Genomic DNA, 23,131 nt, shown 5'->3' on the forward strand with positions numbered 1-23,131 from the left:
CCGGAGTCGCGGTCAGGCTCCGTCGAACGACATGCGCGCCGCGCCGCCTTCGCCGGCCACCCGCTCGCGCGGCCACCAGTCGGGATGATGCTCGCGGATATAGGCCAGAAGGTCTTCGCGAAGTTGCATTTCCGTCTCCCAGCCCGAGGTCGGATCAGGGGACATCACGTAGAAGCTCATCTCCTGACCTTCCGAGGTCTGGCCCGAGACATAGGCGCAAAGCTTGTCGTGGTCGATCACGCCGTCCCGCGCCTTGGCGAGCTCGATGAATTTGTCGCGCAGCTCGTCGATATCGGCCGAATGATCCAGGACCAGCCGGATCGTGCTGTAGATCCGGGCATCCTTGACCGACCAGTTCTCGAAGGGTTTCGAAACGAAATACCGGACCGGCACCACGATGCGGCGCTCGTCCCAGGTGCGCAGGCGGATGAAGGTATAGTAGATGCTTTCGACATAGGCCCAGTTGCCCTCGAACAGGATGCTGTCGCCGATACGCACGGGCTTGGCCAGCGCAATCTGGAGCGAGGCGAGGATGTTGCCGAGAATGGCCTGCCCCGCGATCCCCAGAAGGACGGTCAGCACACCGGCCGAAGCCAGAAGCGTCATGCCGATCGACTCGAAAAGGTTCAGCCGCAGAAGGACGTAGACGATGGCAAAGCCCACCATGAACAGCACGATGATCCGCCGAAGGGCGAAGATCGACGTGTAGAGCTCGCGTTTCTCGAGGCTTCTGGTGTCGTCGATGTCACCGACCACACGCAGGGTGATCCGGTCGAGGATCGCATCGACCACGCGCAGCGCGGCAATCCCGAGGCCCGACACCATGATGATGATCAGGGCAGGGCGCACGATGTTGGTGACCGGCCCGGAGAAGGACACCGCCAGATTGAGGAAGATCTGGGCGACGAATGCCGTCACCATCAGCGCCAGCGGCATGGCCGCCCGATCGACGGCCTGCCGCATGAAGGCCCGCGGTGCCTTGCGAGCGAGCATCAGGACAAACCGGTTCGTTCCCCAGAGAAGCAGGCCGAGCAGCAGGAGGTAGAGCGGCAGGGCGATCCACTCCCAGGCCCGAAGGGGGCCGGCGCGGGTCTTGAGGCTGTCGGGCAGGAACTGCTCGAACCGCCGCGGCCCGAATTCGGCGTAGAGACCGGGATATCGTCGACGGTTTGCGGGGTGAAGAGCCAGACCGGCTCCTCGCCGCCGGCCTTGTAGCGGGCGAGGCGCACCTCGTAGGCCCGGCCGTTGACCTCGACCATCTCGATCCGGATGTTCCTGCGGGTTGCGCCGGCACGGGGATGATTGCCGGTCTCGCTTTCGATCATGGCGTCCGGCCGCGCCGACAGTCCGCTCCAGTTGATCCAGATACGCCGTTCGATGACCGAGGCCAGCATTGCCGCAAGCCTAGGACCTTCCTTTGCCTGGTGCCCCTTGGGAAGGTTCGACAGGTTCAACGCATGCGCCGCCCACTCGTACCGTTCGGCATTCGTGAGGTCGATGAAACTGCGCAACGCGGCGCGCGGGGTCGAGCGGTCGAGCCGCTCCGGTGCCTGTCCGAGGCCCTCGTTGAGCCCGTCCACTTCGTACCACGGCTGACCGTCTTCCTGCGCGCCGGTGGCGGCACCCAGCAGGCATAACAGGCAGACAAGGATCAGGCGCACAAACGGAATCATGGGAAATCATCTTGTCACGATTGACCGGCGCAAGCCACCCGCCCCGCAAGCGTGCCTCGCCTGCCACCTGCACAGTCGTTGTCCGGTCGCAACCGGCAAGGGGCCGCCTCGCCGCCTTGTCAGCAGGCGCCGGATGCGGATCATGACAAATATGTAATCCGTTGGATGTGATTCTTTCTGATCCGGCGCTAGATAATCGATCGGCAAGCTTGCACGGCATTGTGAGACGGAGGTTCGAGTGGGCGAACGGCAGATCGCCGAAACAAAAGGTGCGGCGGACAGTGGGCCGCAAGGCATCGGGTCCGGCGTCCAGTACCACCATCATGCCGCGGAGCTGATCGCGTGTCCCACCTGCGATCTCGTCTATCGCGTCCCGCAGGTGGCCTCGCACGAGCAGGCGGTGTGCGCGCGGTGCCATACCGTGCTGATCTCGCCGCGGCGCAAGGCGGGGAAGCAACTGATCGCGCTGGCCCTGACGGTGCTCATCCTAATCGTCGCCGCCTGCACGTTCCCGTTTCTGTCGATCGGGGCGGCAGGCGTGCATCATGACGCCTCGATCCTTCAGACGGCGCTGACATTCTCGGGGAACCTGACGCTTCTTTCCGTTGCCGTGCTCTTCTTCATCGTCGTCATTCCCGCCATCCGGCTGAGCCTGCTGATCTACGTGCTTGCGCCGATCATCCGCGACAAACCCCCGGCGCCGCTGGCGCGGAAGGCATTCGCCTTGTCCGAAGCGCTGGTGCCGTGGTCGATGGCCGAAATCTTCGCGATCGGCTGTGCCGTGGCGCTGGTCAAGCTGAGTGACATGGCCGACGTGGTCTATGGCCCCGCAGCCTGGATATTCGCGATACTCGTTGTTCTTGTCGTGGCGACCGACCGGCTTATGTGCAGGTATTCGATATGGAAATCTCTGGAGACCTGAAGACCGCCCGCGAGATGGGCCTTGTCGGATGCACCGAGTGCATGCGCGTCTCGCCGCGTGGCACGGTAAGATGCCCGAGATGCGGTCACGCCCTCCGGTCGCGGGACCCTTATTCGCTTCAGAAGGTCTGGGCATGGTGGCTGATGGGGCTGGGCTGTTACATCCCGGCCAACCTCTACCCGATGCTCGAGACGCGGACGCTGATCAGCACGCAGAGCGACACGATCGTCGGCGGCGCCGTCGAGCTCGCGCATGGCGGCAACTGGGGGGTCGCAACCATCATCCTGATCGCCAGCGTGCTCATCCCGGTTGCCAAGTTCATCGTGCTGGCCGGGCTGGCCGTCGGTGTTTGGTACGGACCGCGCGCCACGGGGGGGCGGCGCCAAGTCCTCTATGAAATCGTGGAATATATCGGCCGGTGGTCGATGATCGACGTCTTCGTCGTGGCGATCCTGTCATCGCTCGTGCAGTTGCAGACGATTGCCTCGATCACGCCGGGTCGCGCCAGCCTGTTCTTTGCCCTGTCAGTGATTTTTACGATGCTATCGGCTCAAAGTTTCGATAGCCGGTTGATATGGGATACGAGATCGGCCGGAATGGCCGGGGAACGGCCCAGGCGCATTCTTCGTCGCAAGAGGACACTCGCACGTGGCAACTGACGACAGCACCCCACCCGAGGCACCGGTCAAATCGGCCCGGCGCGGCCTCATGGAACGGATCTCGATCATCTGGATCGTGCCGCTGGCCGCGCTGCTGGTCGTGCTGTTCATCGCGTGGCAAAGCTATACCGACCGGGGGCCGCTCGTGGAGATCAGCTTCGAGAATGCCGCCGGGGTGAAGGAAGGTTCGACAGAGCTGCGCTATCGGGATGTCGCCATCGGCCTGGTCGAGGAGGTGGGCTTTACCGAGGGCCTCGGACGCGTGCTGGTCTCCGTCCGCGTCGACAAGGACGTCGCCCCGTTCATCGATAAGGACGCCCGGTTCTGGGTTGTGCGCCCTCAGGTCACGACGCAGGGGGTGACCGGGCTGAACACGGTGCTTTCGGGGGTCTATATCGAGGGCCTGTGGGATGACCAGCCGGGCGGGTACGCGGGCCGGTTCGAAGGTCTGCCGGATGCGCCGCTGGAACGTGAGGGCAAGGATGGTCTGCGGCTGACGCTCCGCGCCTCGGGCAAGGCCTCGCTGATCGAGAACACCCCGATCCTGTACCGCGGGGTGACCGTGGGCCGGGTGGGCAAGCCGTCGATCTCAGAAGACGGGTCCACCGCGCAGGCCGAGGCGATGATCTTCGAGCCGCATGACCGTCTTGTCAGCTCCGCCACCCGGTTCTGGGACACGTCGGGCTTTTCCTTCTCGCTGGGGCCCAGCGGCGCTGCGCTCGATTTCAGCTCCGTGGCCTCTCTCGTCGCGGGCGGCGTGACGTTCGAGACCATGGTGTCGGGCGGGAATCCTGTCGATCCCGAGACCACCTTCACCGTCTATCCCGAGGAATCGGCCGCGCGGACAAGCCTTTTTGCCGCCGACGAAGGGGAGGCGCTGTCGCTCTCGGTCGTGTTCTCGGAGAATATCGGCGGCCTGACCGCCGATGCGCCGGTCGAGATGAACGGGTTGAAGATCGGCGAGGTGACGTCGCTCAACGGGATGATCGACGAGGAAGAGTTCGGAGACAACCGGGTGCGCCTTGTCGTCTCGCTGTCGATCAAGGCCGGCCGGCTGGGCCTTGGCGATGAGGCCGGATCGGGCGAGGCGCTCGAGTATTTCCGCGAGCGCGTGGAAGACGGCTTGCGGGCGCGGCTTGCCTCCGCCTCGATCCTGACCGGCGGGCTGAAGATCGAACTTGTGGATGATCCGGATGCCGAACCCGCTACGCTCGAGCAGAGCGAGCAGGGAACTTACTACCTGCCCACCGCGGAAAGCGACATCACCGACGTCTCGGCCACCGCCCAGGGCGTGTTCGAACGCATCAACGCCCTGCCGATCGAAGAGGTCATGGTCTCGGCCACGGAACTGTTCGAGGAAGCACGGTCACTGCTGGCCAGCGAAGACGTGCGTGGCGTCCCCGAGAACCTGAACAACCTCCTGGGCGATGCCCGCAAGGTGGTGGGTTCCGACGAGGTGCAGGCCCTGCCGGGCCGGCTCGACGCCCTGATTGCCGAGCTCGACAAGACGGTGGCGCAGTTCAACGAGGCGGCGCTGGCGGGCAAGCTGGCCACGGCCGTCGACAATGCCTCGGACGCGGCAGAAGGTGTATCCTCGGCCGTGGAAGGCGTGCCGGAACTGGTCGAGCGGCTGAACGCGGTTGCGGCAAAGGCCGAGGCGGTCGAACTGCAGGAAATGGCCGAGGAGCTGACCGGCCTCATCCAGACCACCGACGCGCTTCTGGGCAGCGATCAGGCCAAGGCGCTTCCGGGCAAGCTTAACGGGGCGCTGACCGAACTGAGTGCGATCCTGACCGAACTGCGCGAGGGGGGGGTCGTCGAGAACGTGTCGTCGGCCTTTGATTCCGCAAGCGAGGCGGCCGACACGGTGGCCCAGGCGGGTCGCGATCTGCCGGACCTCATCGCCGATGCGCGCCGCGTGCTGACACAGGCCCGGGCGACGCTGGAAGGCTACCGCGCCGATAACGGCCTCGGGCGCGACGCGCGCGATGCGCTTTCCGAAATCCAGAAGGCCGCCAAGGCGGTCGCCTCGCTGGCCCGCGCCATCGAGCGCAATCCCAATTCACTTCTGACAGGGCGTTGATCTTCATGCCGAAACGTATTCTTTCCCTCCTCCTTCTGTCTCTCCCGGTCCTTGCAGCCTGTGGTGGTCCGCCGCCGCAGCGCGTGGCCATCCCCAAGGCCGAGATCGGCGAGAAGATGGCGATTTCCTATCGCACCGTCGAGTTGCGGGAGGTCTCTCTGCCAAGCTATGCCTCCGCCGAGGAGATCTATGTCGCCGACGAGGCCGGGCTTCTGAACAGCCGCGAGGGGCTGCTCTGGGCCGATGACCCCAGCCGCGCCATCACGCTGGAAATCTCGCGCCAATTGGCACAGGTCACCGGGGCGCAGGTGGCGTCGGAGCCGTGGCCGTTCGAGGAACCGGCGCAGGCGCGGGTGGAGGTGCGGATCGAGGATGTCCTCCCGCAAAGCAACGGGACGTTCCGGCTGGCCGGGCAGTATTTCGTATCGTCCGAAACCGGCCGTGACCGCGCCCGCCTGTTCGACCTGACGGTGCCGATCAACGGCATGGACACCGTGGCGGGTATCGCCCAGGCCCGGGGCCAGGCCGTGCGCCAACTGGTGGTCGAGATCGCCCGGTCCGGCCTGCGCTGAGGTCGCTGTCGGACGGGCTTACTCGAACTGCTTGCGGCCCCGGCGGAACAGCCGGGTGACGATCATGAAGAAGAGCGGCACGAACACCACCCCGAGAATGGTGGCCGACAACGTACCGCCCAGAACGCCGGAACCGATGGCATTCCGCCCGCCCGAGCCGGCGCCGGATGACAGGACCAGCGGCAGAACCCCCAGCGAGAAGGCCATCGAGGTCATGATGATCGGCCGGAACCGCTGCCGCGCGGCGGTGACCACGGCGTCGATGACCCGTTCGCCGGCCTCGTACCTTTCCCTCGCGAACTCGACGATGAGAATGGCGTTCTTGCCGGTCAGACCGATCACCGTCAGCAGGCCGACCTGGAAGAAGACACCGTTCTCGAACCCGCCGAGCCACGCGCCGATCAACGCACCAAGGATACCGATCGGCATGGCCAGCATCACGGCGAAGGGGATCGACCAGCTTTCATAGAGCGCGGCGAGCGAGAGGAACACCACGGCCAGCGAGAGCGCGTACAACAATGGCGCCTGACTGCCCGACTGGCGCTCTTCCAGTGAAAGGCCGGTCCACGCGGCGTCGTAGCCGGAGCCGAGCTCGGAAACCAGGCGCTCCATTTCCGCCATGGCCTCGCCCGAGGTCACGCCCGGGGCGGGAGAGCCCTGGATCTGGATCGAGGGGATGCCGTTGTAGCGGTAAAGCCCCTGCGCGCCGTAGGCCCAGCCGCCTTCCGCAAAGTTCGAGAACGGCACCAGCCCGCCGCTGGCATTGCGCACCCGCCACTTGTCGATATCCGAGGGGGTGGCGCGGGCCTCTGCCTCGCCCTGCACGTAGACGCGCTTGATCCGGCCCTGGTCGACGAAGTCGTTGACGTAGGTGCCGGCCCACGCGATCTGCAGAAGCTGGCCGACATCGGTCGGCGTCAGGCCCATCGCGCCGGCCTTGCGCCAGTCGATGTCGAGGTTGAACTGCGAGGCATCCTCCAGCCCGCTGGGGCGGGCAGAGGCGATCAGCGGGCTTTGCGCGGCAGCGCCGAGCAGTTGGTTGCGCGCGGCGACAAGGTCGGCATGGCTCTGACCTTCGCGGGCCTGCAGGTACAAATCGAAGCCCGAGACGTTGCCCAGTTCGATGACCGAAGGCGGCACCACCGGGAAGACCATTGCATCGCGGATCTGGCTGAACGCTCCGAAGGCCCGGCCCGCCAGCGCCTGCACGCTCTGTTGCGGCTCTGTCCGATCGTCCCAGTCCTCGAGCTGCACGAAGGCGATGCCCATGTTCTGGCCGCTGCCGCCGAAGCTGAAGCCGACCACGCCGAACATGGATTTCACCACGCCGTCCTCCTGCGTGAGGTAGTAGTTCTCGACCTGCTCCAGGACCCCGAGCGTCCGCTCGGCCGAGGCGCCCGTGGGCGCCTGGATGAGGGTGAAGAGGATACCCTGATCCTCCTCGGGCAGGAAACCTGTCGGGGTGCGCATGAAAAGCAGCGCCATCGCCCCGGCCAAGGCGAGGTAGACAAGGCCGACCCGGAACGGGCGTCGGACGGACCAGCGTACCGTACCGGTATAGCCATTGGTCAGACCATTGAAGCCCCGGTTGAACAGGCCGAAGAAGCCGCGCCGTTCGCCATGGCTCTTGGCCTTCAGCATCGAGGCGCAAAGCGCCGGTGTCAGGGTCAGGGCGACCACAACCGAAAGCGCCATGGCCGAGACGATGGTGATGGCGAACTGCTGGTAGATCACCCCGGTCGACCCGGGGAAGAAGGCCATCGGCACGAACACGGCCGAAAGCACCATCGCGATCCCGATCAGCGCGCCGGTGATCTGCCCCATGGATTTGTGCGTCGCCTCCCGCGGCGAGAGACCTTCTTCCTCCATGATGCGCTCGACGTTCTCCACCACCACGATGGCATCGTCCACCAGCAGGCCGATGGCCAGAACCATGGCCAGCATGGTCAGCGTGTTGATCGTGAAGCCCGCCGCGGCGAGCACGCCGAACGTCCCCAGAAGCACGACCGGCACGGCCAGAGTGGGGATCAGCGTGGCGCGCAGGTTCTGCAGGAACAGCAGCATCACGAGGAAGACAAGGCCGATGGCCTCGAACAGGGTCTTCACGACTTCCTTGATCGAGATCTCGATGAAGGGCGTGGTGTCGTAGGGGATCACGTAGTCCACGCCCTCGGGGAAGAAGTTGGCGAACTCGGCCATCCGCGCCTTCACCGCTTCGGCGGTGTCGAGTGCGTTCGCGCCGGGGGCGAGGCTGATCGCCATCCCCGAGGCCGGGTTGCCGTTGAACCGCGCGATCGTGGCGTAGTTTTCCGCGCCGATCTCGACCCGTGCCACATCGTCCAGCAGCACCAGCCCGCCATCGGTTTCGGCCCGCAGGACGATCTGGCGGAAGTCTTCCGGTGTGCTGAGCAGGGATTGCGCCGTGATCGTCGCGTTCAGTTGCTGACCGTCCACGGTCGGCCGCGACCCGAAGGCGCCGGCGGAAATCTGGGCGTTCTGGGCGGAGACGGCAGAGACGACATCGGACGGCGTCAGCTCGAACGCCGCGAGCTTGGCCGGATCGAGCCATATCCGCATCGCGTACTGCCCGCCGAACACGTTGACCGAGCCCACACCCTGGATGCGGCTGAGCTCGTCGACGAGGTTGGTGACCATGTAGTCCGCAAGGTCCACCTGCTCGAGGCTGCCATCGGTCGAAATCAGCCCGACCACCATCAGGAACCCGGCCGAGGATTTTTCGACCGTCAGGCCCTGGCGCTGAACGATTTCAGGCAGCAGCGGCGTCGCCCGGCTGAGCTTGTTCTGAACCTGCACCTGGGCGATATCGACATCCGTGCCGGTTTCGAAGGTCAGCGTGATCTGGGCGCTGCCGGCAGAGGTGGAACTGGACGAAAAGTACCGCAGCCCGTCGAGTCCGGTCATCTGCTGTTCGATCACCTGGGTGACAGTGTTGGCAACCGTGCTGGCCGAGGCGCCCGGATAGGTGCCACTGATGGTGACCGAAGGTGGCGCGATCTGTGGATATTGCGCGATGGGCAGAAGCCGGATCGCGAGGATCCCGATCCCCATGATCAGGATAGAGATGACCCACGCGAAAACAGGGCGGTCGATGAAAAAGCGTGCCATGCCAAGCGCTCCCCGTGTCCGCCCGTTATTCCGATTGCGCCTGCGCCGGATCCTCGGCGCGTTCTTCGGGGGTCACGGTCGCGCCGGGCGCGGCCTTCTGGAAGCCCTCGACGACGAGTTTCTCACCCTCCGCAAGACCGTCTGTCACGACCCAGTTGTCGCCGCGATCCTGAACGATGGTCAGCGGCCGCTCCTCGATCACGCCCTCGCCGTTCACGACCCATGCGTTGGGCCGGCCGCGCCGGTCGCGCACCACGCCCTCCTGCGGGACGAGGAAGACGTTTTCGGCCACGTCGACGGGCATTTCTACTTGGACATACATGCCCGGCAGCAACAGCAGGTCGGGATTGTCGAACCGAAGCCTCAGGGTCACCACCCCGGTCTGCGGGTTCACGTTGGGCTCGGCGGCCTGAAGGCGGCCGGTATGGCCGTACTCGGACCCGTCGGCGAGCGTCAGGCGGACGGTACTGTCGGCATCGGCGAGGGCCCTCTCGGTCTCGCCGCGGCGCCAGCGCAGCAGGTCGGAGGCCGATTGCGTCACGTCGACATAGACCGGGTCGATCCTGCGGATCACCGCGAGCGGCTCGGCCTGGCTGGCGGTGACAAGCGCGCCCTGGCTGGTCTGGGACAGGCCAATGCGGCCCGAGAGGCGGGCGCGGATCGTGGTGTGCGACAGCTCGATCTCGGCCGCGTTGAGCTGGGCCTTGGCCAGCTCGAGCGCCGCCGATGCCGCATCGCGTGTCGATTGCGCGTCATCCAGCGCCTGTTCGGACGCGACGTTCCGGGCCTGCAGTTCCTGAAGCCGCTCCGCCTCCCGTTCGGCGGCGCCCAGTTGCGCCTCGGCCTGGGAGACGTTTGCGCGGGCCTGCTGCACGCTGGCCTCGTAGCTTGCCGCGTCGATCCGGTAGAGCGGGGCGTCCAGCTCCACCTGCGCGCCTTCCTCGAACAGGCGTTCCGTGATGATGCCGTTCACCTGCGGGCGCACCTCGGCCTGGGCCGATGCCGCCACGCGGCCGGGCAGGGTCGAGGTCAGCGTCACGGATTCGGGGGCGACGGTCACGACGGTGACGGTGGCCGGCGGGCTCCCCTCTTGCGCCCGCGCCGGGGTAAGCGGGCAGGCGAGCAAGACGGCGAATATGACAACGTGCCGGAAGAGCAGCGACATGGTGAACCTTTCTGTCCAGCGGGGCGCACCGAAAAACGGGGGGGTGCGGGGCTCGGAGTACGCGCACTAAGATAGATTCAGCGCCAGCTTTGCAAGTCTCGTTCAGGAGGGCACCGCTCACTTGCAGGTGAAACCGAAACATTGCTCAAGAATACGGATCTCATCGCCCGCATCATTGCCATGCGCCGGTTCGGATCGGCGCCATCCGGGAACTATCCGGAACCGGCCTGATTTTGTTGGACCATACGAAGGGTTGTCCGGGCGTTGTTGCCAGCCGAACCGCAATGGCGCACCTCCAGGAAGCTGCCCATCCCGATGTTTCGCATGTATTTACGCAGGTGCATCTGCGCAGAAAGACACATCTGGTGTCGATCCTTGCACAGGTTGGGCGCCCCGGATTCGGCAAGGTGAACGGTGTTTGTCCGTCCGGCGTCGAGAATTCGGAACATGATGCCGGCGCAAGGGTTTTTCAGAGATACCGCCGGGAACCATTGCACCGTGCCACGTGCGCACGTGCCTGATTTTGGCCCGAGCCGGCAATTGCGAGATGAAAAATTTTGCGTCATGATCATGTAATGAGCGTTCTGAAAACCATCACGGCAACGGCTGTGTATGCGCTCCTGACAGGCACAGCAGGCCACGCCGAGACCAGCCTCGCGAACGAGGCGACGGTCTGTACCGGGCGGCTGTCCGCACATCTCGAGCATCAGTGGCTCATGCGCGACCCGGCTGCCGATCAGACGGAGGCCGCCCGCGATGCCATGGCGGCATTGCTGAGTGCAGTGGGTGACGGCGACATCGAGACGCTTGCGCTCAGGATCGAGGCCAAGCACGCCCATGCCGCGCTGCTTCAGCAGGCAACGTTCGGCGGGAAGGCAACTGGCGGTGCCGCCGAAAGACGGGCCAACCGGAACATCGCGGTCTGCACCAGACTGGTGGCCGGCTATCTCGACCTGCGCCGCGATATTCACCTGCCGGCCCCGGAACGTGACGATCCGGATATGCACAGGATCAATGCCGACGCGCTCGATTAATGGGCGTCCTCGCCAGACCTGATTAAAAACGCGGCAAGGCTGGCCGATTCCGGCTGTCAGAATTCGAATGTCTGTCCGCCCGTCCCCGAAACCCGTCAATCTGGCGAACGTGCCGGCATGACCCGTGCTGCGCACGGGACGTGCGATGGTGCTGGCGCTCACTCCAAGTCACCACCGCACTACGCAACGATAATTGCGTGGGGGACAACTTGGGTGCCGGGGCTGTTCTTGGCAAGGTTCACCGCGCGACATTCACGAAGGATTTGGAAATGTCGACAAAGCTTTTGTCCGCGACGGCCGCCGCCGCGCTGTTCACTGCAACCCTGCCCGCGGTGGCGGACGTGGAATGCCCGATCAAGGTCGGTGTGCTGCACTCCCTCTCGGGCACGATGGCCATCTCGGAGACGACCCTCAAGGACACGATGGAAATGCTGATCGAGCAGCAGAATGAAAAGGGCGGTGTCCTTGGCTGCGAGCTCGAGGCCGTCGTCGTCGACCCGGCCTCCGACTGGCCGCTCTTCGCCGAGAAGGCGCGCGAGCTGCTGACCGTGCACGAGGTCGATGTGATCTTCGGCAACTGGACCAGCGTCAGCCGTAAAACGGTACTGCCGGTCATCGAGGAACTGAACGGCCTGCTCTTCTACCCGGTGCAGTACGAGGGCGAGGAGAGCTCGAAGAACGTGTTCTACACCGGCGCCGCGCCGAACCAGCAGGCCATCCCGGCCACCGACTATTTCCTTGAGGAGCTTGGCGTCGAGAAATTCGCGCTGCTAGGGACCGACTATGTCTACCCGCGGACGACCAACAACATCCTCGAAAGCTACCTGAAGTCGAAGGGCATCGCCGAGGATGACATCTTCGTCAACTACACGCCTTTCGGCCATTCCGACTGGTCCAAGATCGTGGCCGATGTCGTGGCGCTGGGGGCCGACGGCAAGAAGGTCGGCGTGATCTCGACGATCAACGGTGATGCCAACGTGGGCTTCTACAAGGAACTCGCAGCGGCAGGCATTTCTGCCGATGACATTCCCGTGGTCGCCTTCTCGGTCGGCGAGGAAGAGCTTTCCGGCCTCGACACCACCAACCTCGTCGGTCACCTCGCCGCGTGGAACTACTTCCAGTCCGCCGATACCGAGGCGAACGAGGAATGGGTTGCCGCCTGGAAGGCCCGCATGGGCGATGACCGGGTCACCAACGATCCGATGGAGGCCCACTATATCGGCTTCAACATGTGGGTGAACGCGGCGACCGCGGCCGAAAGCACCGAAGTCGATGACGTGCGCGCCGCGATGTACGGGCAGGAATTCCCGAACCTGACCGGCGGCACCGCCGTCATGCTGCCCAACCACCACCTCGCCAAGCCGGTGCTGATCGGCGAGATACAGGAAGACGGCCAGTTCGACATCATCAGCCAGACCGAGGAAGTACCGGGCGACGCCTGGACAGATTTCCTGCCGGAATCGGCCGTTCTCGTCTCGGACTGGAAGGAGCTCGAATGCGGGATGTACAACACCTCGACCGAGACCTGCGTTCAGATCAAGTCGAACTACTGATCGCCTCGTGACCGATACCTGACATTACCGGGGGGCGTTTCCTGTGCCCCCCGGCCTTTCAAGGGATTTTTGGATGCTCAACTGGGTTCGTCTCTGCATAGCGTTGATCTGTCTTGCCGCGCCTGCCAATGCGCAGAACGCCGAGGCGCCGATCCAGCAGGTTCTGCAGGACCATGCCGAGATCATCGCCAAAAGTTCGCGCCAGACGATCGGCCCGGCGATCGACGCGCTATCGGCAAGCGGCCTGCCCGAGGCGCGGCTGGTGCTGGCCAAGTGGCAGAACAAGGAGATGTGGCAGAACGAGGAGACCGGCCTCTTCGTCTATGCCGAGGAAGTCGACCGCGACACGTTGCGCATCTTCGACTTCGCCGACGGCTCGGAAATCGGCCAAGTGCCCGATGACGATTACGACCAGCTCAAGCCCAATTCCGGTATCCGCGGCATGATCGGCGCCGCCCTGGTGCAGTTCCAGCTGACCGATCCGGATGCCAAGATGCGCCGGCAAGCCCTCGCCGCGATCGAGCGCGATGCCGATGCGAGCCATCTTACCGCTCTTCGCAAGGCCGTGGAGAGAGAAGAAGATCCGGGCCTCGCCGCCCGGATGGACCGGCTCGAACGGCTGCTGACCATACGGTTCGAGGAAGATCAGGCCAACCGCATCGCCGCCATCGAAAGCTTCCGTGGCGATCTCGGGGTCGATGTGCGCGCCACGCTGAACCCGTTGCTGGCCACCCGGCTGGAAACCGCGGCGGAGCTGCCCGACAGCCCCGACATGGCCCGCAAGCTCGACCCGGGCAGCGATGCCCTCTCGCGCGAGGCCGCCTATGACCTTCTCGTTTCGGAAGGTATCAACCGGCCGCGCATCAGCCGGGCCGACAAGCGCGCGGCGCTTGTGGCGCATATCGAGGACGGATCGGTCGCAGGGGTGCAGGTGGCAACGCTCGACAGCGAAACCGCCCGCGATATGGCCTATGCCGCCCTGGCGGAAACCGGCGCCGTGCAACCCGTCGCCACGGAGGCGGAGGTCGATGCGGCTATCGACTCCCAGGTTTTCTTCGAACGTTACATCGGCGCGCCGCCCGAGATTGCGCTGGCGGCCGCGGCCGTTCTGCAAAGCATCGAGAACAAGGTCACCGTGAACCAGGCCCTCGACCTCGGGCTCGACGCCCTTTCGCTGGCTTCGATCTACTTCCTCGCCGCCATCGGGCTTGCCATCACCTTCGGCGTCATGGGGGTGATCAACATGGCGCATGGCGAGTTCATCATGATGGGCGCCTATACGGGCTATGTCGTGCAGCAGATCGTGCCCGACTACACGCTGTCGATCATCCTTGCCCTGCCGCTGGCCTTTGCCATCACCTTCGGCGCGGGTGTCGCAATGGAGCGGCTGGTGATCCGCTGGCTCTATCACCGCCCGCTCGAGACGCTTCTGGCGACGTTCGGCATTTCCATCGCGTTGCAGCAGATCGCCAAGAACATCTTCGGCACGCAGGCGCGGCCGCTGACCTCGCCCGGCTGGCTCGACGGGTCGCTGGTGTTCAACGATATCGTCGCGATCAGCTACATCCGCATCGCGATCTTCGTGCTCGCCCTGCTGTTCCTGGCGATATTCCTGCTGGTGATGAACCGAACGCGGCTGGGGCTCGAGGTGCGGGCGGTGACGCAGAACCCGCGCATGGCCGCGTCGATGGGGATCAACCCGGACCGGATCAACATGCTGACCTTCGGCTTCGGCTCGGGCATCGCCGGCATCGCGGGGGTGGCCATCGGGCTCTATGCCAAGGTGACCTCGGAGATGGGCGCCGACTATATCGTTCAATCCTTCATGACGGTTGTCGTGGGCGGTGTCGGCAATATCTGGGGCACGCTTCTGGGCGCCACGCTGGTGGGCTCGGTGCAGAAGGGCATCGAGTGGCTGAACCCGTCGAACACGTTGGCGGCACAGACCTATATGATCCTGTTCATCATCCTCTTCATCCAGTTCCGGCCGCGGGGCATCATCGCCCTCAAGGGCCGCGCGGCGGAGGCGTGAGATGAGCGAGTCGATCCTGTCCGCCGGCCATGTTCGCACGCCGCTTGCCCTCAGGTTCCCCTCGGTGCTGGTGTTCCTGGCCGTGCTGGGCCTCTTCACCCTGGGCGTCACGATCCTGTCGGAAGGGTTCGGCATCGGCGCGATTTCCACCAGTTTCGTCAAGACGCTGGGCAAGACGCTCTGCCTCTGCCTCGTCGCGCTGGCGATGGACCTTGTCTGGGGCTATTGCGGGATCCTGTCGCTGGGGCACATGGCGTTTTTCGGCCTCGGGGGCTATGCCATCGGCATGTGGCTCATGTACGAGCGCACCCGCCTGATCGTGGTCGACAGTCTGGCCGCGTCGGAACTGCCGCCGACGGCGCAGGAAATCTCCGATGGCATCGCCACCCAGATCTTCGGCGTGGTCGGCGCCTCGGAATTTCCCCCGGTCTGGGCCTTCGCCCATTCCCTGCCGATCCAGCTGGCCTTCGTCGTGCTGGTGCCGGGGCTTCTGGCGCTGGTCTTCGGCTGGCTCGCCTTCCGCAGCCGGGTGACGGGGGTCTACCTGTCGATCCTGACACAGGCGATGACCCTCGCCCTGTCGCTTTATCTTTTCCAGAACGACAGCGGGCTGCGCGGGAACAATGGCCTTTCGGGCCTTCAGAACCTGCCGGGCCTCGACGCGGTGCCGCAGGCGACCGTCTCGATCTGGTTCTTCTGGGGCTCGGCCTTTGCCCTTGGGGCCGGATACATCCTCTGCACCTGGATCGTGTCGGGCAAGTTCGGCTCGGTCATCCGCGCGATAAGGGATGACGAGGCGCGGGTCCGGTTCCTCGGCTACCCGGTCGAAGCCTTCAAGCTTTTCGTCTTCACTCTGACCGCCATTATCGCGGGGATTGCCGGGGCGCTCTATTACCCGCAAGCCGGCATCATCAACCCGACCGAGATCGCGCCCATCGCCTCGATCTACCTGGCCGTCTGGGTCGCCATCGGCGGGCGGGGCAGGCTTTACGGCGCGGTCATCGGCGCCGCCTTCGTGTCACTTCTGTCGACGTGGTTCACCGGCGGGCAGGCGCCCGACATCAATCTCGGCTTCTACCGCATCCAGTGGGTCGACTGGTGGACGGTGCTGCTGGGCCTGTCCTTCGTGCTGGTCACGCTGTTCGCGCCGAAGGGCATCGGCGGGCTGGTCGACATCATCATCGACCGCACCACGCCCAACCGGCACGGCGCCGATCTCGGACCGGACCAGGGCGCGCTGCGCGAAAGGGAGGCGGACAAATGAGCACGCTGTTAGAGGTCTCCGGTGTCTCCGTCTCCTTCGACGGGTTCAAGGCGATCAACAACCTGTCCTTCCAGATCGCCGAGCGGGAGCTTCGCGCGGTGATCGGCCCGAACGGTGCGGGCAAGACCACGTTCATGGACATCATCACTGGCAAGACCAGGCCGGACGAGGGCCGCGTCAGCTATGGCGACAAGGGCGTTTCACTCTTGTCGATGAGCGAAAGCCGCATTGCCCAGGCCGGGGTGGGGCGCAAGTTTCAGCGGCCCACGGTGTTCGAGGACCAGTCTGTCGCCGATAACCTGATGATGGCGTTGAAAAAGGCTCGAGGGCCCTTCAGCGTGCTGGCGTTCCGGCCGGACGAGGACGATCACGACAGGATCGTCGAACTTGCTGAAGAGATCGGCCTGTCCGGCGCGCTGCATCGCAAGTCGGGCGAACTCAGCCACGGCCAGAAGCAATGGCTGGAGATCGGGATGCTGCTCGCGCAGGAGCCGCGCCTGCTGCTGGTCGATGAACCGGCGGCAGGCATGACGCCAGCGGAGCGCGAGCATACCACTGATATCCTGCGCGAGGCCGCCAGGACACGCGCCGTCGTGGTGGTCGAGCATGACATGGAGTTCGTCCGCCGGCTGGATTGCAAGGTGACCGTCCTGCACGAAGGGTCGGTGCTGGCCGAGGGCTCCATCGACCATGTGACGAAGAACGAAAAGGTGATCGATGTCTATCTCGGGCGATGAAATCCTCAGAACGGAAGGTCTGACCCTGCATTACGGCGGCAGCCAGATCCTCAACGGTATCGACATGGTCGCCCGGCGCGGCGAGGTGGCCTGCGTGATGGGCACGAACGGCGTGGGCAAGACCAGCCTGCTCAAGGCAATCTCCGGCACGCACGGCTTTTCCGGCGGTAGCTATGCGCTGGACGGCGAGCCCGTCCAGGGGGCCACGGCCCATGCGCTGGCCCGCAAGGGGGTGGGATATGTCCCGCAGGGCCGTGACATCTTTCCGCTGCTCACGGTCCGGGAGAACCTGGAGACGGGTTTCGCCTGCCTGCCCCGGTCGGAACACCGAATCCCTGACGAAGTCTTCGACCTCTTCCCGATCCTGAAGGATTTCCTCGGCCGCCGCGGCGGCGACCTTTCCGGCGGGCAGCAACAGCAACTGGCCATCGCCCGTGCCATGATCGCGAAGCCGAAGCTTCTGTTGCTCGACGAGCCGACCGAAGGCATCCAGCCGAACATCATCCAGCAGATCGGCCGCGTCATCGCCCATCTGCGACAACGGGCGGACATGGCCATCGTGCTGGTCGAACAGTATTTCAGCTTCGCCTACGATCTTGGCGATGCCTTCTACGTGCTCGAGCGCGGGGCGGTGCGGCTGAGCGGGCGGAAGGAGACGCTCGGCCGGGAGGATCTGTTGAAGAGCGTTTCGGTCTAGGCGCAGACCACCACCTTGGTGCCCCACTCCCGGCATTTCGTGACAAGCTTCTGGCCGATCGCGACATCGGTGAAGAACGTGTCGATATCCCTGAGCGAGGCGATCAATGCCGGCGCATGACGCTGGAACTTGGAGTGGTCCGCGACCAGGAAGGTCTTCCGGGCCTGCCGGATGATCGTCTGGCTGACCTTCACCTCCTGAAAATCGAAATCAAGCAGGTCGCCGTCGCCATCGAGCGCCGAACACCCGATCACCGCGAAGTCGAACTTGAACTGCTCGATCGTCGCCGTGGTCAGGTTGCCGACCAATCCCCCGTCCGAGCGGCGCAGGACACCGCCGGCGACGATGATCTCGCAATCGGAATTGCCGGCAAGGATGTTGGCGACGTTCATGTTGTTGGTGATGGCCATCAGGTTGTGATGGTGGCGCAGCTCGCGTGCCACGGCCTCGGTCGACGTGCCGATGTTGAGGAAGACCGAGACGTTATCCGGGATCTCCTTGGCGCAGACCTGAGCAATGCGCTGCTTGGCATCCTCGTTCAGTCCGCGCCGATCCTCGTAGCCGATATTGGAGACGCCCGATGGCAAAACCGCCCCGCCATGGACGCGCTCCAGCTTGCCTGCATCGGCCAGTTCGGTCAGGTCACGCCGGATCGTTTGCACAGTCACGCCGAAACGCTCGGCCAGATCCTCGACCACGACCTTGCCCTCTCGCCGCGCGATCTCGAGGATGTCCGGGTGCCGGAAGGTCTGAGACATGGGCCGGTCCTCCTGTTCCGCGCGGCCCACCATTCGGTGACGATGCGCGTATCCCTTTGGAAACGTGCATAGCATTTGCGATTCCGAACATAAACGAAAATATAAATTGACATATCGCGCATCACTATGGTTCGTTCAGGTCGAATTCGGGGAGGAAACCGAAATTGGAATCAGGGCCGCACCATGCCGACGTGCGTGATCTTTTCGTCATTGGCGGGGGGATCAACGGATGCGGGATCGCACGCGACGCGGCCGGCCGGGGGCTTACGGTCACGCTGGCCGAGATGAACGACCTTGCCTCGGCAACCTCCTCTGCCTCGACCAAACTTTTCCATGGCGGCCTGCGCTACCTGGAGTTCTTCGAGTTCCGTCTGGTGCGCGAAGCGCTGGTCGAACGGGAAACCCTGCTGCGCGCGATGCCGCATATCAGCTGGCCGTTGCGGTTCGTGCTGCCCTGGCACAGGGACATGCGGTTCGAAAGCGGCACGCCGACCTCGAAAGTTCTCGAAACGCTCATGCCGTGGATGAAGGGGCGCCGCCCCGCCTGGCTCATCCGGCTCGGTCTCTTTCTCTATGACACGATGGGCGGGCGGAAAATCCTGCCCGGCACGACCCGATTGAGCCTCGACGGCACGCCCGAGGGCGCGCCGCTCAAGCAGAAATTCCGGCGCGCCTACGAGTATTCCGATTGCTGGGTCGAGGATTCCCGTCTTGTCGTTCTCAACGCGCGCGACGCGGCCGGGATGGGGGCTGAAATCCTGACCCGCACCAGGGTGGTGGAGGCGCGGCGCGAGGGCGAACTGTGGGCGATCACGCTGGAAGACAGCGACACTGGCCAGCGCACGACACGCCATGCCCGCGCGCTCGTCAATGCCGGCGGGCCCTGGGTCGGCAAGGTGATCCAGGAGGTCGCCTCGATCAACAGCACCGAGGGTGTGCGGCTGGTCCGCGGCAGCCATATCGTGACCCGCAAGCTCTACGACCATGACAAGTGCTATTTCTTCCAGGGCAAGGATGGCCGGATCATATTCGCCATCCCCTACGAGACGGATTTCACCCTCATCGGCACGACCGATGCCGACCACGGCGACCCGTCGGAAAAGCCTGTCTGCACACCCGAGGAACAGGACTATCTCTGCGCCTTCGCCTCGGAGTATTTCGAACGCCCGGTGACCCGTGACGATATCGTCTGGACCTATTCCGGCGTTCGCCCGCTGCACGATGACGGGGCGAAATCGGCGACGGCCGCCACCCGCGACTACGTGCTGAAGGTCGATGACACCGGCGCGCCCCTGCTGAATGTCTTCGGCGGCAAGATCACCACCTATCGCCGCCTGGCCGAAAGCGCGATGGAGCAGCTCGCGCCGTTCTTCCCCGCCCTGATGGGCCCCTGGACAGCCGCTGTGCCCTTGCCCGGCGGTAATTTCGAGGTGGACGAAGTCGAACAGGTGGTGGCTGATCTGCGCGCCAGTTACTTGTTCCTGTCGGAATTCTGGGCCCGCCGGCTGGTGCGGGGCTACGGCCTCGAGGCGGGCATCATCCTCGCTGACGCGGCATCGCCCGAAGACCTCGGCCGCGATTTCGGCGCGACGCTCACCGAGCGGGAGGTGCGCTGGCTGATGGACAAGGAATACGCGCGCACGGCCGCGGATGTCGTCTGGCGCCGGTCCAAGCTGGGCCTGCGGATGACGCCAGAGGAGGTGGCGGCGCTCGACCGGTGGATGCACGACGCCCGCCCCGAGACCAATGCCGCGGAAGCCGCGGAATGAAACACAAGGACGCCCGATGACTCTGGTTCTGGAAAACGTGTCGAAACAAGTCGAGGGGCAGGTGCATATCCACCCCACCGACCTGACGCTCGAGAAGGGCACGATGAATGTGCTGCTGGGGCCGACACTGGCGGGCAAGACGTCGTTGATGCGGCTGATGGCCGGACTCGACGCGCCGTGGACGGGGCGCATCCTGTGGGATGGCGAAGACGTCACCGGCAAGCGCGTGCAGGATCGTGGCGTCGCCATGGTCTACCAGCAGTTCATCAACTACCCGTCGATGTCCGTCTACGAGAACATCGCCTCGCCCATGCGTTTGAAGAAGTTGCCGGCCAGCGAGATCGATGCAGCCGTGCGCAAAACGGCCGACCTGATGAAGCTTGGCCCCTTTCTCGACCGCAAGCCGCTCGAGTTGTCGGGCGGTCAGCAACAGCGCTGTGCGCTGGCGCGGGCGCTGGTCAAGAACGCGGGCCTCGTGCTGCTCGATGAACCGCTGGCCAACCTCGATTACAAGCTGCGAGAGGAGTTGCGGCAGGAGATCCCGAAGATCTTCGAGGAATCCGGCTCGATCTTCGTCTACGCCACGACCGAACCGGAGGAGGCGCTGCTGCTCGGCGGCAATACCGCAACGCTTTGGGAAGGCCGTGTCACCCAGTTCGGGCCCACGCCAGAGGTCTACCGCCGGCCCGTCGACATGGAAACGGCGCGCGTCTTCTCGGACCCGCCGATGAACTTCCTGCAGATATCGAAAACCGGCAACCGGATCATGTTCGGTGGCGGCCAGTCGGCCAGTGCGACCGGCAAGCTGGCGCAGCTCAAGGACGGCCGTTACATCGCCGGCTTCCGCCCCAATCACCTTGATATCAGCACCGAGGCCAGCGACGCGCTCGAATTCTCGACGCGACTGGAAGTGACCGAGATCACCGGCTCGGAAACCTTCATCCATCTCGACCATCATGGCGAGCGCTGGGTCGGGCTGATCCACGGGGTGCACGACATCACGCTGGGCGAGGGGCTGAAGGTCTATCTCGAGCCGCGGCACGTTTACGTTTTCAGCGAGGGCGGAGAGCTCGTCGCCCCCGCCGCCTATGCCCAGGCCGCGTGAGAGGAGAGAGACATGGCAAAGATCACGCTCGACAATCTCGCCCACTCCTACCTGCCCAACCCGGGGGGGGCGGATGACTATGCCCTGAAGGAGTTGAACCACGACTGGAACGATGGCGAGGCCTATGCGCTGCTCGGCGCGTCGGGCTGCGGCAAGTCCACCCTGCTCAACATCATCTCGGGTCTGCTGGAGCCGAGCCAGGGCCGTATCCTTTTCGACGACAAGGACGTGACCCAGGCGCCGACGGCCGAACGCAACATCGCCCAAGTATTCCAGTTCCCCGTGGTCTACGACACCATGACGGTGCGCGAGAACCTCGCCTTCCCGCTGAAAAACCGTGGCGCCGAAGCCAGTTACGTGGCCTCGCGCGTGCAGGAAATTGCGCGGATGATCGGCATGGAGGAGACACTCGACCGCAAGGCCCAGGGCCTGACCGCGGATGCCAAGCAGAAGATCAGCCTCGGCCGCGGCATGGTGCGGGAGGACGTCAACGCGCTCCTCTTCGACGAGCCGCTGACCGTGATCGACCCCCACATGAAGTGGGAGCTGCGCACCCAGCTCAAGCAACTGCATCAGCAGTTCGGGCACACGATGATCTACGTCACCCACGACCAGACCGAGGCGCTGACCTTCGCCGACAAGGTGGTGGTGATGCATGACGGACGGGTGATCCAGATCGGCACGCCGCAGGAACTGTTCGAGACGCCCGAGCACACCTTCGTGGGCTATTTCATCGGCTCGCCGGGCATGAACGTGCTGCCGGCAAAGGTCGAGGGCAACCGGGCCTACGTCAACGGCACCGAGATCGAGCTTGCCTACGCTTACGGCACGCCCGCGGGGCAGGTGGCGCTTGGCGTCCGGCCGGAATACGTGCGCCTGTCCGACAGCGGCGGGCTGCCCGTCAAGATCCGACGGGTCGAGGATGTGGGCCGCCACAAGATCGTGCGGGCCGAGTGCTTCGGCACCGAGATCAACATCATCGCCGGAGAAAGCGCCGAGATCGGGCCGGACATGACCCGCATCGCGTTCGAGCCGGGCGGCGTCAACGTCTACGCCGACGACTGGCGCGTCGCACCACAAGACAGCCAGGGAAGGGCCGCGTGATGCAGGAAAAGACCGTCAACCAGAAGGGATGGCTCTTCGTTCTGCCGGTGCTGGTGCTGGTGGCCTTCTCGGCCATCATCCCGCTGATGACCGTGGTCAACTACGCCGTGCAGGACACCTTCGCCGGCGAATTCTTCCCGCTCGACGACAAGCTGATGTGGTTCCGGGAACTGCTTGAAAGCGACCGGATGTGGGATGCCCTCCAGCGCCAGCTTGTCTTCTCGGCCATCATCCTTGCCATCGAGGTGCCACTGGGCATCTTCGTAGCGCTCAACATGCCCCGGAAAGGCGTTTGGGTCTCCGTCTGCCTTGTGCTGATGTCGCTTCCGCTGCTGATCCCGTGGAACGTCGTGGGCACGATCTGGCAGATCTTCGGCCGTGTCGATATCGGGTTGCTGGGCCATACGCTCGACCAGCTCGGGTTCAACTACAACTACACGCAGGACATCTTCGATGCCTGGGCCACGGTGATCATCATGGATGTCTGGCACTGGACATCGCTGGTGGCGCTCTTGGCCTATGCCGGGCTGGTTTCGATCCCCGACGCCTATTACCAGGCCGCCAAGATCGACCAGGCAAGCCGCTGGAAGGTGTTCCGCTATATCGAGCTGCCGAAGATGCGCGGGGTTCTGACAATCGCGATCCTGCTGCGCTTCATGGACAGCTTCAAGATCTACACCGAGCCCTTCGTGGTCACCGGCGGTGGGCCGGGCAACGCCACCACGTTCCTGTCCATCGACCTCGTGAAAATGGCGCTTGGCCAGTTCGACCTCGGCCCCGCCGCTGCCTTCTCGATCATGTACTTCCTCGTGATCCTGCTGATCAGCTGGGTGTTCTACACGGTCATGACCAATCTCGACAAGGAAGGGAGCTGAGCC

Annotated in this window: 20 protein-coding genes; 14 read left to right on the top strand and 6 right to left on the bottom strand. The window is 64.5% G+C overall.

Annotated elements, in window-relative coordinates; all coding sequences use genetic code 11:
• Window positions 1–12 precede the first annotated feature (12 nt).
• On the bottom strand, window positions 13–993 hold the full coding sequence (locus tag RLN94_RS06515; RefSeq protein WP_350129177.1) for a mechanosensitive ion channel family protein: 981 nt from the start codon (window positions 991–993) through the stop codon (window positions 13–15).
• The gene (locus RLN94_RS06520; RefSeq protein WP_350129174.1) at window positions 993–1,673 is read right to left on the bottom strand and encodes a hypothetical protein; all 681 of its coding nucleotides are present in this window, start codon (window positions 1,671–1,673) and stop codon (window positions 993–995) included. The genes RLN94_RS06515 and RLN94_RS06520 overlap by 1 nt, the downstream gene beginning before the upstream one ends.
• Window positions 1,674–1,968: 295 nt before the next feature.
• On the opposite strand from RLN94_RS06520, the gene RLN94_RS06525 reads away from it, so the two are divergent.
• The 4 genes from RLN94_RS06525 to RLN94_RS06540 are packed head-to-tail and all read left to right on the top strand — an operon-like array spanning window position 1,969 to window position 5,909.
• Window positions 1,969–2,595, top strand: coding sequence for a paraquat-inducible protein A (locus tag RLN94_RS06525; protein WP_350129264.1), 627 nt, complete (start codon window positions 1,969–1,971; stop codon window positions 2,593–2,595).
• Window positions 2,574–3,254, top strand: a complete 681-nt coding sequence (locus tag RLN94_RS06530; protein ID WP_350158347.1) for a paraquat-inducible protein A — start codon at window positions 2,574–2,576, stop codon at window positions 3,252–3,254. Before RLN94_RS06525 ends, RLN94_RS06530 begins: the two co-directional genes overlap by 22 nt.
• Window positions 3,244–5,337 (top strand): PqiB family protein, encoded by a 2,094-nt coding sequence (locus tag RLN94_RS06535; RefSeq protein ID WP_350129168.1) that lies wholly within the window; start codon window positions 3,244–3,246, stop codon window positions 5,335–5,337. The genes RLN94_RS06530 and RLN94_RS06535 overlap by 11 nt, the downstream gene beginning before the upstream one ends.
• Before the next feature lie 5 nt (window positions 5,338–5,342).
• Window positions 5,343–5,909 carry a PqiC family protein gene (locus RLN94_RS06540; RefSeq protein ID WP_350158348.1) on the top strand — a complete coding sequence of 189 codons (567 nt, stop codon included), beginning with the start codon at window positions 5,343–5,345 and terminating at the stop codon, window positions 5,907–5,909.
• 18 nt (window positions 5,910–5,927) lie between these two features.
• Here the strand turns inward: RLN94_RS06540 and RLN94_RS06545 are convergent, their stop codons facing one another.
• From RLN94_RS06545 to RLN94_RS06555, 3 genes are all read right to left on the bottom strand, one after another.
• Window positions 5,928–9,035 (bottom strand): efflux RND transporter permease subunit, encoded by a 3,108-nt coding sequence (locus RLN94_RS06545; protein ID WP_350129162.1) that lies wholly within the window; start codon window positions 9,033–9,035, stop codon window positions 5,928–5,930.
• Between the two features lie 25 nt (window positions 9,036–9,060).
• Window positions 9,061–10,200, bottom strand: a complete 1,140-nt coding sequence (locus RLN94_RS06550; protein ID WP_350129159.1) for an efflux RND transporter periplasmic adaptor subunit — start codon at window positions 10,198–10,200, stop codon at window positions 9,061–9,063.
• Window positions 10,201–10,412: 212 nt separating this feature from the next.
• The gene (locus tag RLN94_RS06555) at window positions 10,413–10,772 is read right to left on the bottom strand and encodes a hypothetical protein (protein ID WP_350129156.1); all 360 of its coding nucleotides are present in this window, start codon (window positions 10,770–10,772) and stop codon (window positions 10,413–10,415) included.
• A gap of 3 nt (window positions 10,773–10,775) precedes the next feature.
• Between RLN94_RS06555 and RLN94_RS06560 the strand changes: the two genes are divergently transcribed.
• The 6 genes from RLN94_RS06560 to urtE all read left to right on the top strand — a co-directional run bounded on the left by RLN94_RS06560 (window position 10,776) and on the right by urtE (window position 17,517).
• On the top strand, window positions 10,776–11,234 hold the full coding sequence (locus RLN94_RS06560; protein WP_350129153.1) for a hypothetical protein: 459 nt from the start codon (window positions 10,776–10,778) through the stop codon (window positions 11,232–11,234).
• A 269-nt stretch (window positions 11,235–11,503) separates the two neighbouring features.
• Window positions 11,504–12,787: an urea ABC transporter substrate-binding protein gene (gene urtA / locus RLN94_RS06565; RefSeq protein WP_350129150.1), complete on the top strand. Its 1,284-nt coding sequence runs from the start codon at window positions 11,504–11,506 to the stop codon at window positions 12,785–12,787.
• 73 nt (window positions 12,788–12,860) lie between these two features.
• Window positions 12,861–14,819, top strand: coding sequence for an urea ABC transporter permease subunit UrtB (gene urtB, locus RLN94_RS06570; RefSeq protein WP_350129147.1), 1,959 nt, complete (start codon window positions 12,861–12,863; stop codon window positions 14,817–14,819).
• 1 nt (window position 14,820) lies between these two features.
• Complete coding sequence (gene urtC / locus RLN94_RS06575) at window positions 14,821–16,083, top strand: urea ABC transporter permease subunit UrtC (RefSeq protein ID WP_350129144.1); 1,263 nt, start codon at window positions 14,821–14,823, stop codon at window positions 16,081–16,083.
• Window positions 16,080–16,820 carry an urea ABC transporter ATP-binding protein UrtD gene (gene urtD, locus RLN94_RS06580; protein WP_350129141.1) on the top strand — a complete coding sequence of 247 codons (741 nt, stop codon included), beginning with the start codon at window positions 16,080–16,082 and terminating at the stop codon, window positions 16,818–16,820. Before urtC ends, urtD begins: the two co-directional genes overlap by 4 nt.
• Window positions 16,801–17,517 carry an urea ABC transporter ATP-binding subunit UrtE gene (gene urtE / locus RLN94_RS06585; protein WP_350129138.1) on the top strand — a complete coding sequence of 239 codons (717 nt, stop codon included), beginning with the start codon at window positions 16,801–16,803 and terminating at the stop codon, window positions 17,515–17,517. Before urtD ends, urtE begins: the two co-directional genes overlap by 20 nt.
• On the opposite strand, the gene RLN94_RS06590 is transcribed toward urtE, so the two are convergent.
• Entirely contained in the window at window positions 17,514–18,275 is a 762-nt protein-coding gene (locus RLN94_RS06590) for a DeoR/GlpR family DNA-binding transcription regulator (RefSeq protein ID WP_350129135.1), read from the bottom strand. The two genes, urtE and RLN94_RS06590, sit on opposite strands and share 4 nt — an antisense overlap.
• Before the next feature lie 164 nt (window positions 18,276–18,439).
• Here RLN94_RS06590 and glpD point away from each other — a divergent pair, with 164 nt between their 5' ends.
• From glpD to RLN94_RS06610, 4 genes are read left to right on the top strand one after another with little or no spacing between them, the layout of a single operon-like run.
• Entirely contained in the window at window positions 18,440–20,044 is a 1,605-nt protein-coding gene (gene glpD / locus RLN94_RS06595; protein WP_350158506.1) for a glycerol-3-phosphate dehydrogenase, read from the top strand.
• Between the two features lie 16 nt (window positions 20,045–20,060).
• Window positions 20,061–21,149, top strand: a complete 1,089-nt coding sequence (locus tag RLN94_RS06600) for an ABC transporter ATP-binding protein (RefSeq protein WP_350129129.1) — start codon at window positions 20,061–20,063, stop codon at window positions 21,147–21,149.
• Window positions 21,150–21,161: 12 nt separating this feature from the next.
• Entirely contained in the window at window positions 21,162–22,253 is a 1,092-nt protein-coding gene (locus tag RLN94_RS06605) for an ABC transporter ATP-binding protein (RefSeq protein WP_350129126.1), read from the top strand.
• Window positions 22,253–23,128 (top strand): carbohydrate ABC transporter permease, encoded by an 876-nt coding sequence (locus tag RLN94_RS06610; RefSeq protein WP_350129123.1) that lies wholly within the window; start codon window positions 22,253–22,255, stop codon window positions 23,126–23,128. Before RLN94_RS06605 ends, RLN94_RS06610 begins: the two co-directional genes overlap by 1 nt.
• Window positions 23,129–23,131: the final 3 nt, after the last annotated feature.

It is taken from the genome of Roseovarius sp., from assembly GCF_040223625.1.
GTDB lineage: Bacteria > Pseudomonadota > Alphaproteobacteria > Rhodobacterales > Rhodobacteraceae > Roseovarius.

Bases quoted from the DNA above. Each gene is read 5' to 3' on its own strand.
- RLN94_RS06515 (WP_350129177.1), bottom strand. From the start codon at position 993: ATGCTCGCTCGCAAGGCACCGCGGGCCTTCATGCGGCAGGCCGTCGAT.
- RLN94_RS06520 (WP_350129174.1), bottom strand. From the start codon at position 1,673: ATGATTCCGTTTGTGCGCCTGATCCTTGTCTGCCTGTTATGCCTGCTG.
- RLN94_RS06530 (WP_350158347.1), top strand. From the start codon at position 2,574: ATGGAAATCTCTGGAGACCTGAAGACCGCCCGCGAGATGGGCCTTGTC.
- RLN94_RS06540 (WP_350158348.1), top strand. From the start codon at position 5,343: ATGCCGAAACGTATTCTTTCCCTCCTCCTTCTGTCTCTCCCGGTCCTT.
- RLN94_RS06545 (WP_350129162.1), bottom strand. From the start codon at position 9,035: ATGGCACGCTTTTTCATCGACCGCCCTGTTTTCGCGTGGGTCATCTCT.
- RLN94_RS06550 (WP_350129159.1), bottom strand. From the start codon at position 10,200: ATGTCGCTGCTCTTCCGGCACGTTGTCATATTCGCCGTCTTGCTCGCC.
- RLN94_RS06555 (WP_350129156.1), bottom strand. From the start codon at position 10,772: ATGATCATGACGCAAAATTTTTCATCTCGCAATTGCCGGCTCGGGCCA.
- RLN94_RS06560 (WP_350129153.1), top strand. From the start codon at position 10,776: ATGAGCGTTCTGAAAACCATCACGGCAACGGCTGTGTATGCGCTCCTG.
- urtA (WP_350129150.1), top strand. From the start codon at position 11,504: ATGTCGACAAAGCTTTTGTCCGCGACGGCCGCCGCCGCGCTGTTCACT.
- urtB (WP_350129147.1), top strand. From the start codon at position 12,861: ATGCTCAACTGGGTTCGTCTCTGCATAGCGTTGATCTGTCTTGCCGCG.
- urtC (WP_350129144.1), top strand. From the start codon at position 14,821: ATGAGCGAGTCGATCCTGTCCGCCGGCCATGTTCGCACGCCGCTTGCC.
- urtD (WP_350129141.1), top strand. From the start codon at position 16,080: ATGAGCACGCTGTTAGAGGTCTCCGGTGTCTCCGTCTCCTTCGACGGG.
- urtE (WP_350129138.1), top strand. From the start codon at position 16,801: ATGTCTATCTCGGGCGATGAAATCCTCAGAACGGAAGGTCTGACCCTG.
- RLN94_RS06590 (WP_350129135.1), bottom strand. From the start codon at position 18,275: ATGTCTCAGACCTTCCGGCACCCGGACATCCTCGAGATCGCGCGGCGA.
- RLN94_RS06600 (WP_350129129.1), top strand. From the start codon at position 20,061: ATGACTCTGGTTCTGGAAAACGTGTCGAAACAAGTCGAGGGGCAGGTG.
- RLN94_RS06605 (WP_350129126.1), top strand. From the start codon at position 21,162: ATGGCAAAGATCACGCTCGACAATCTCGCCCACTCCTACCTGCCCAAC.
- RLN94_RS06610 (WP_350129123.1), top strand. From the start codon at position 22,253: ATGCAGGAAAAGACCGTCAACCAGAAGGGATGGCTCTTCGTTCTGCCG.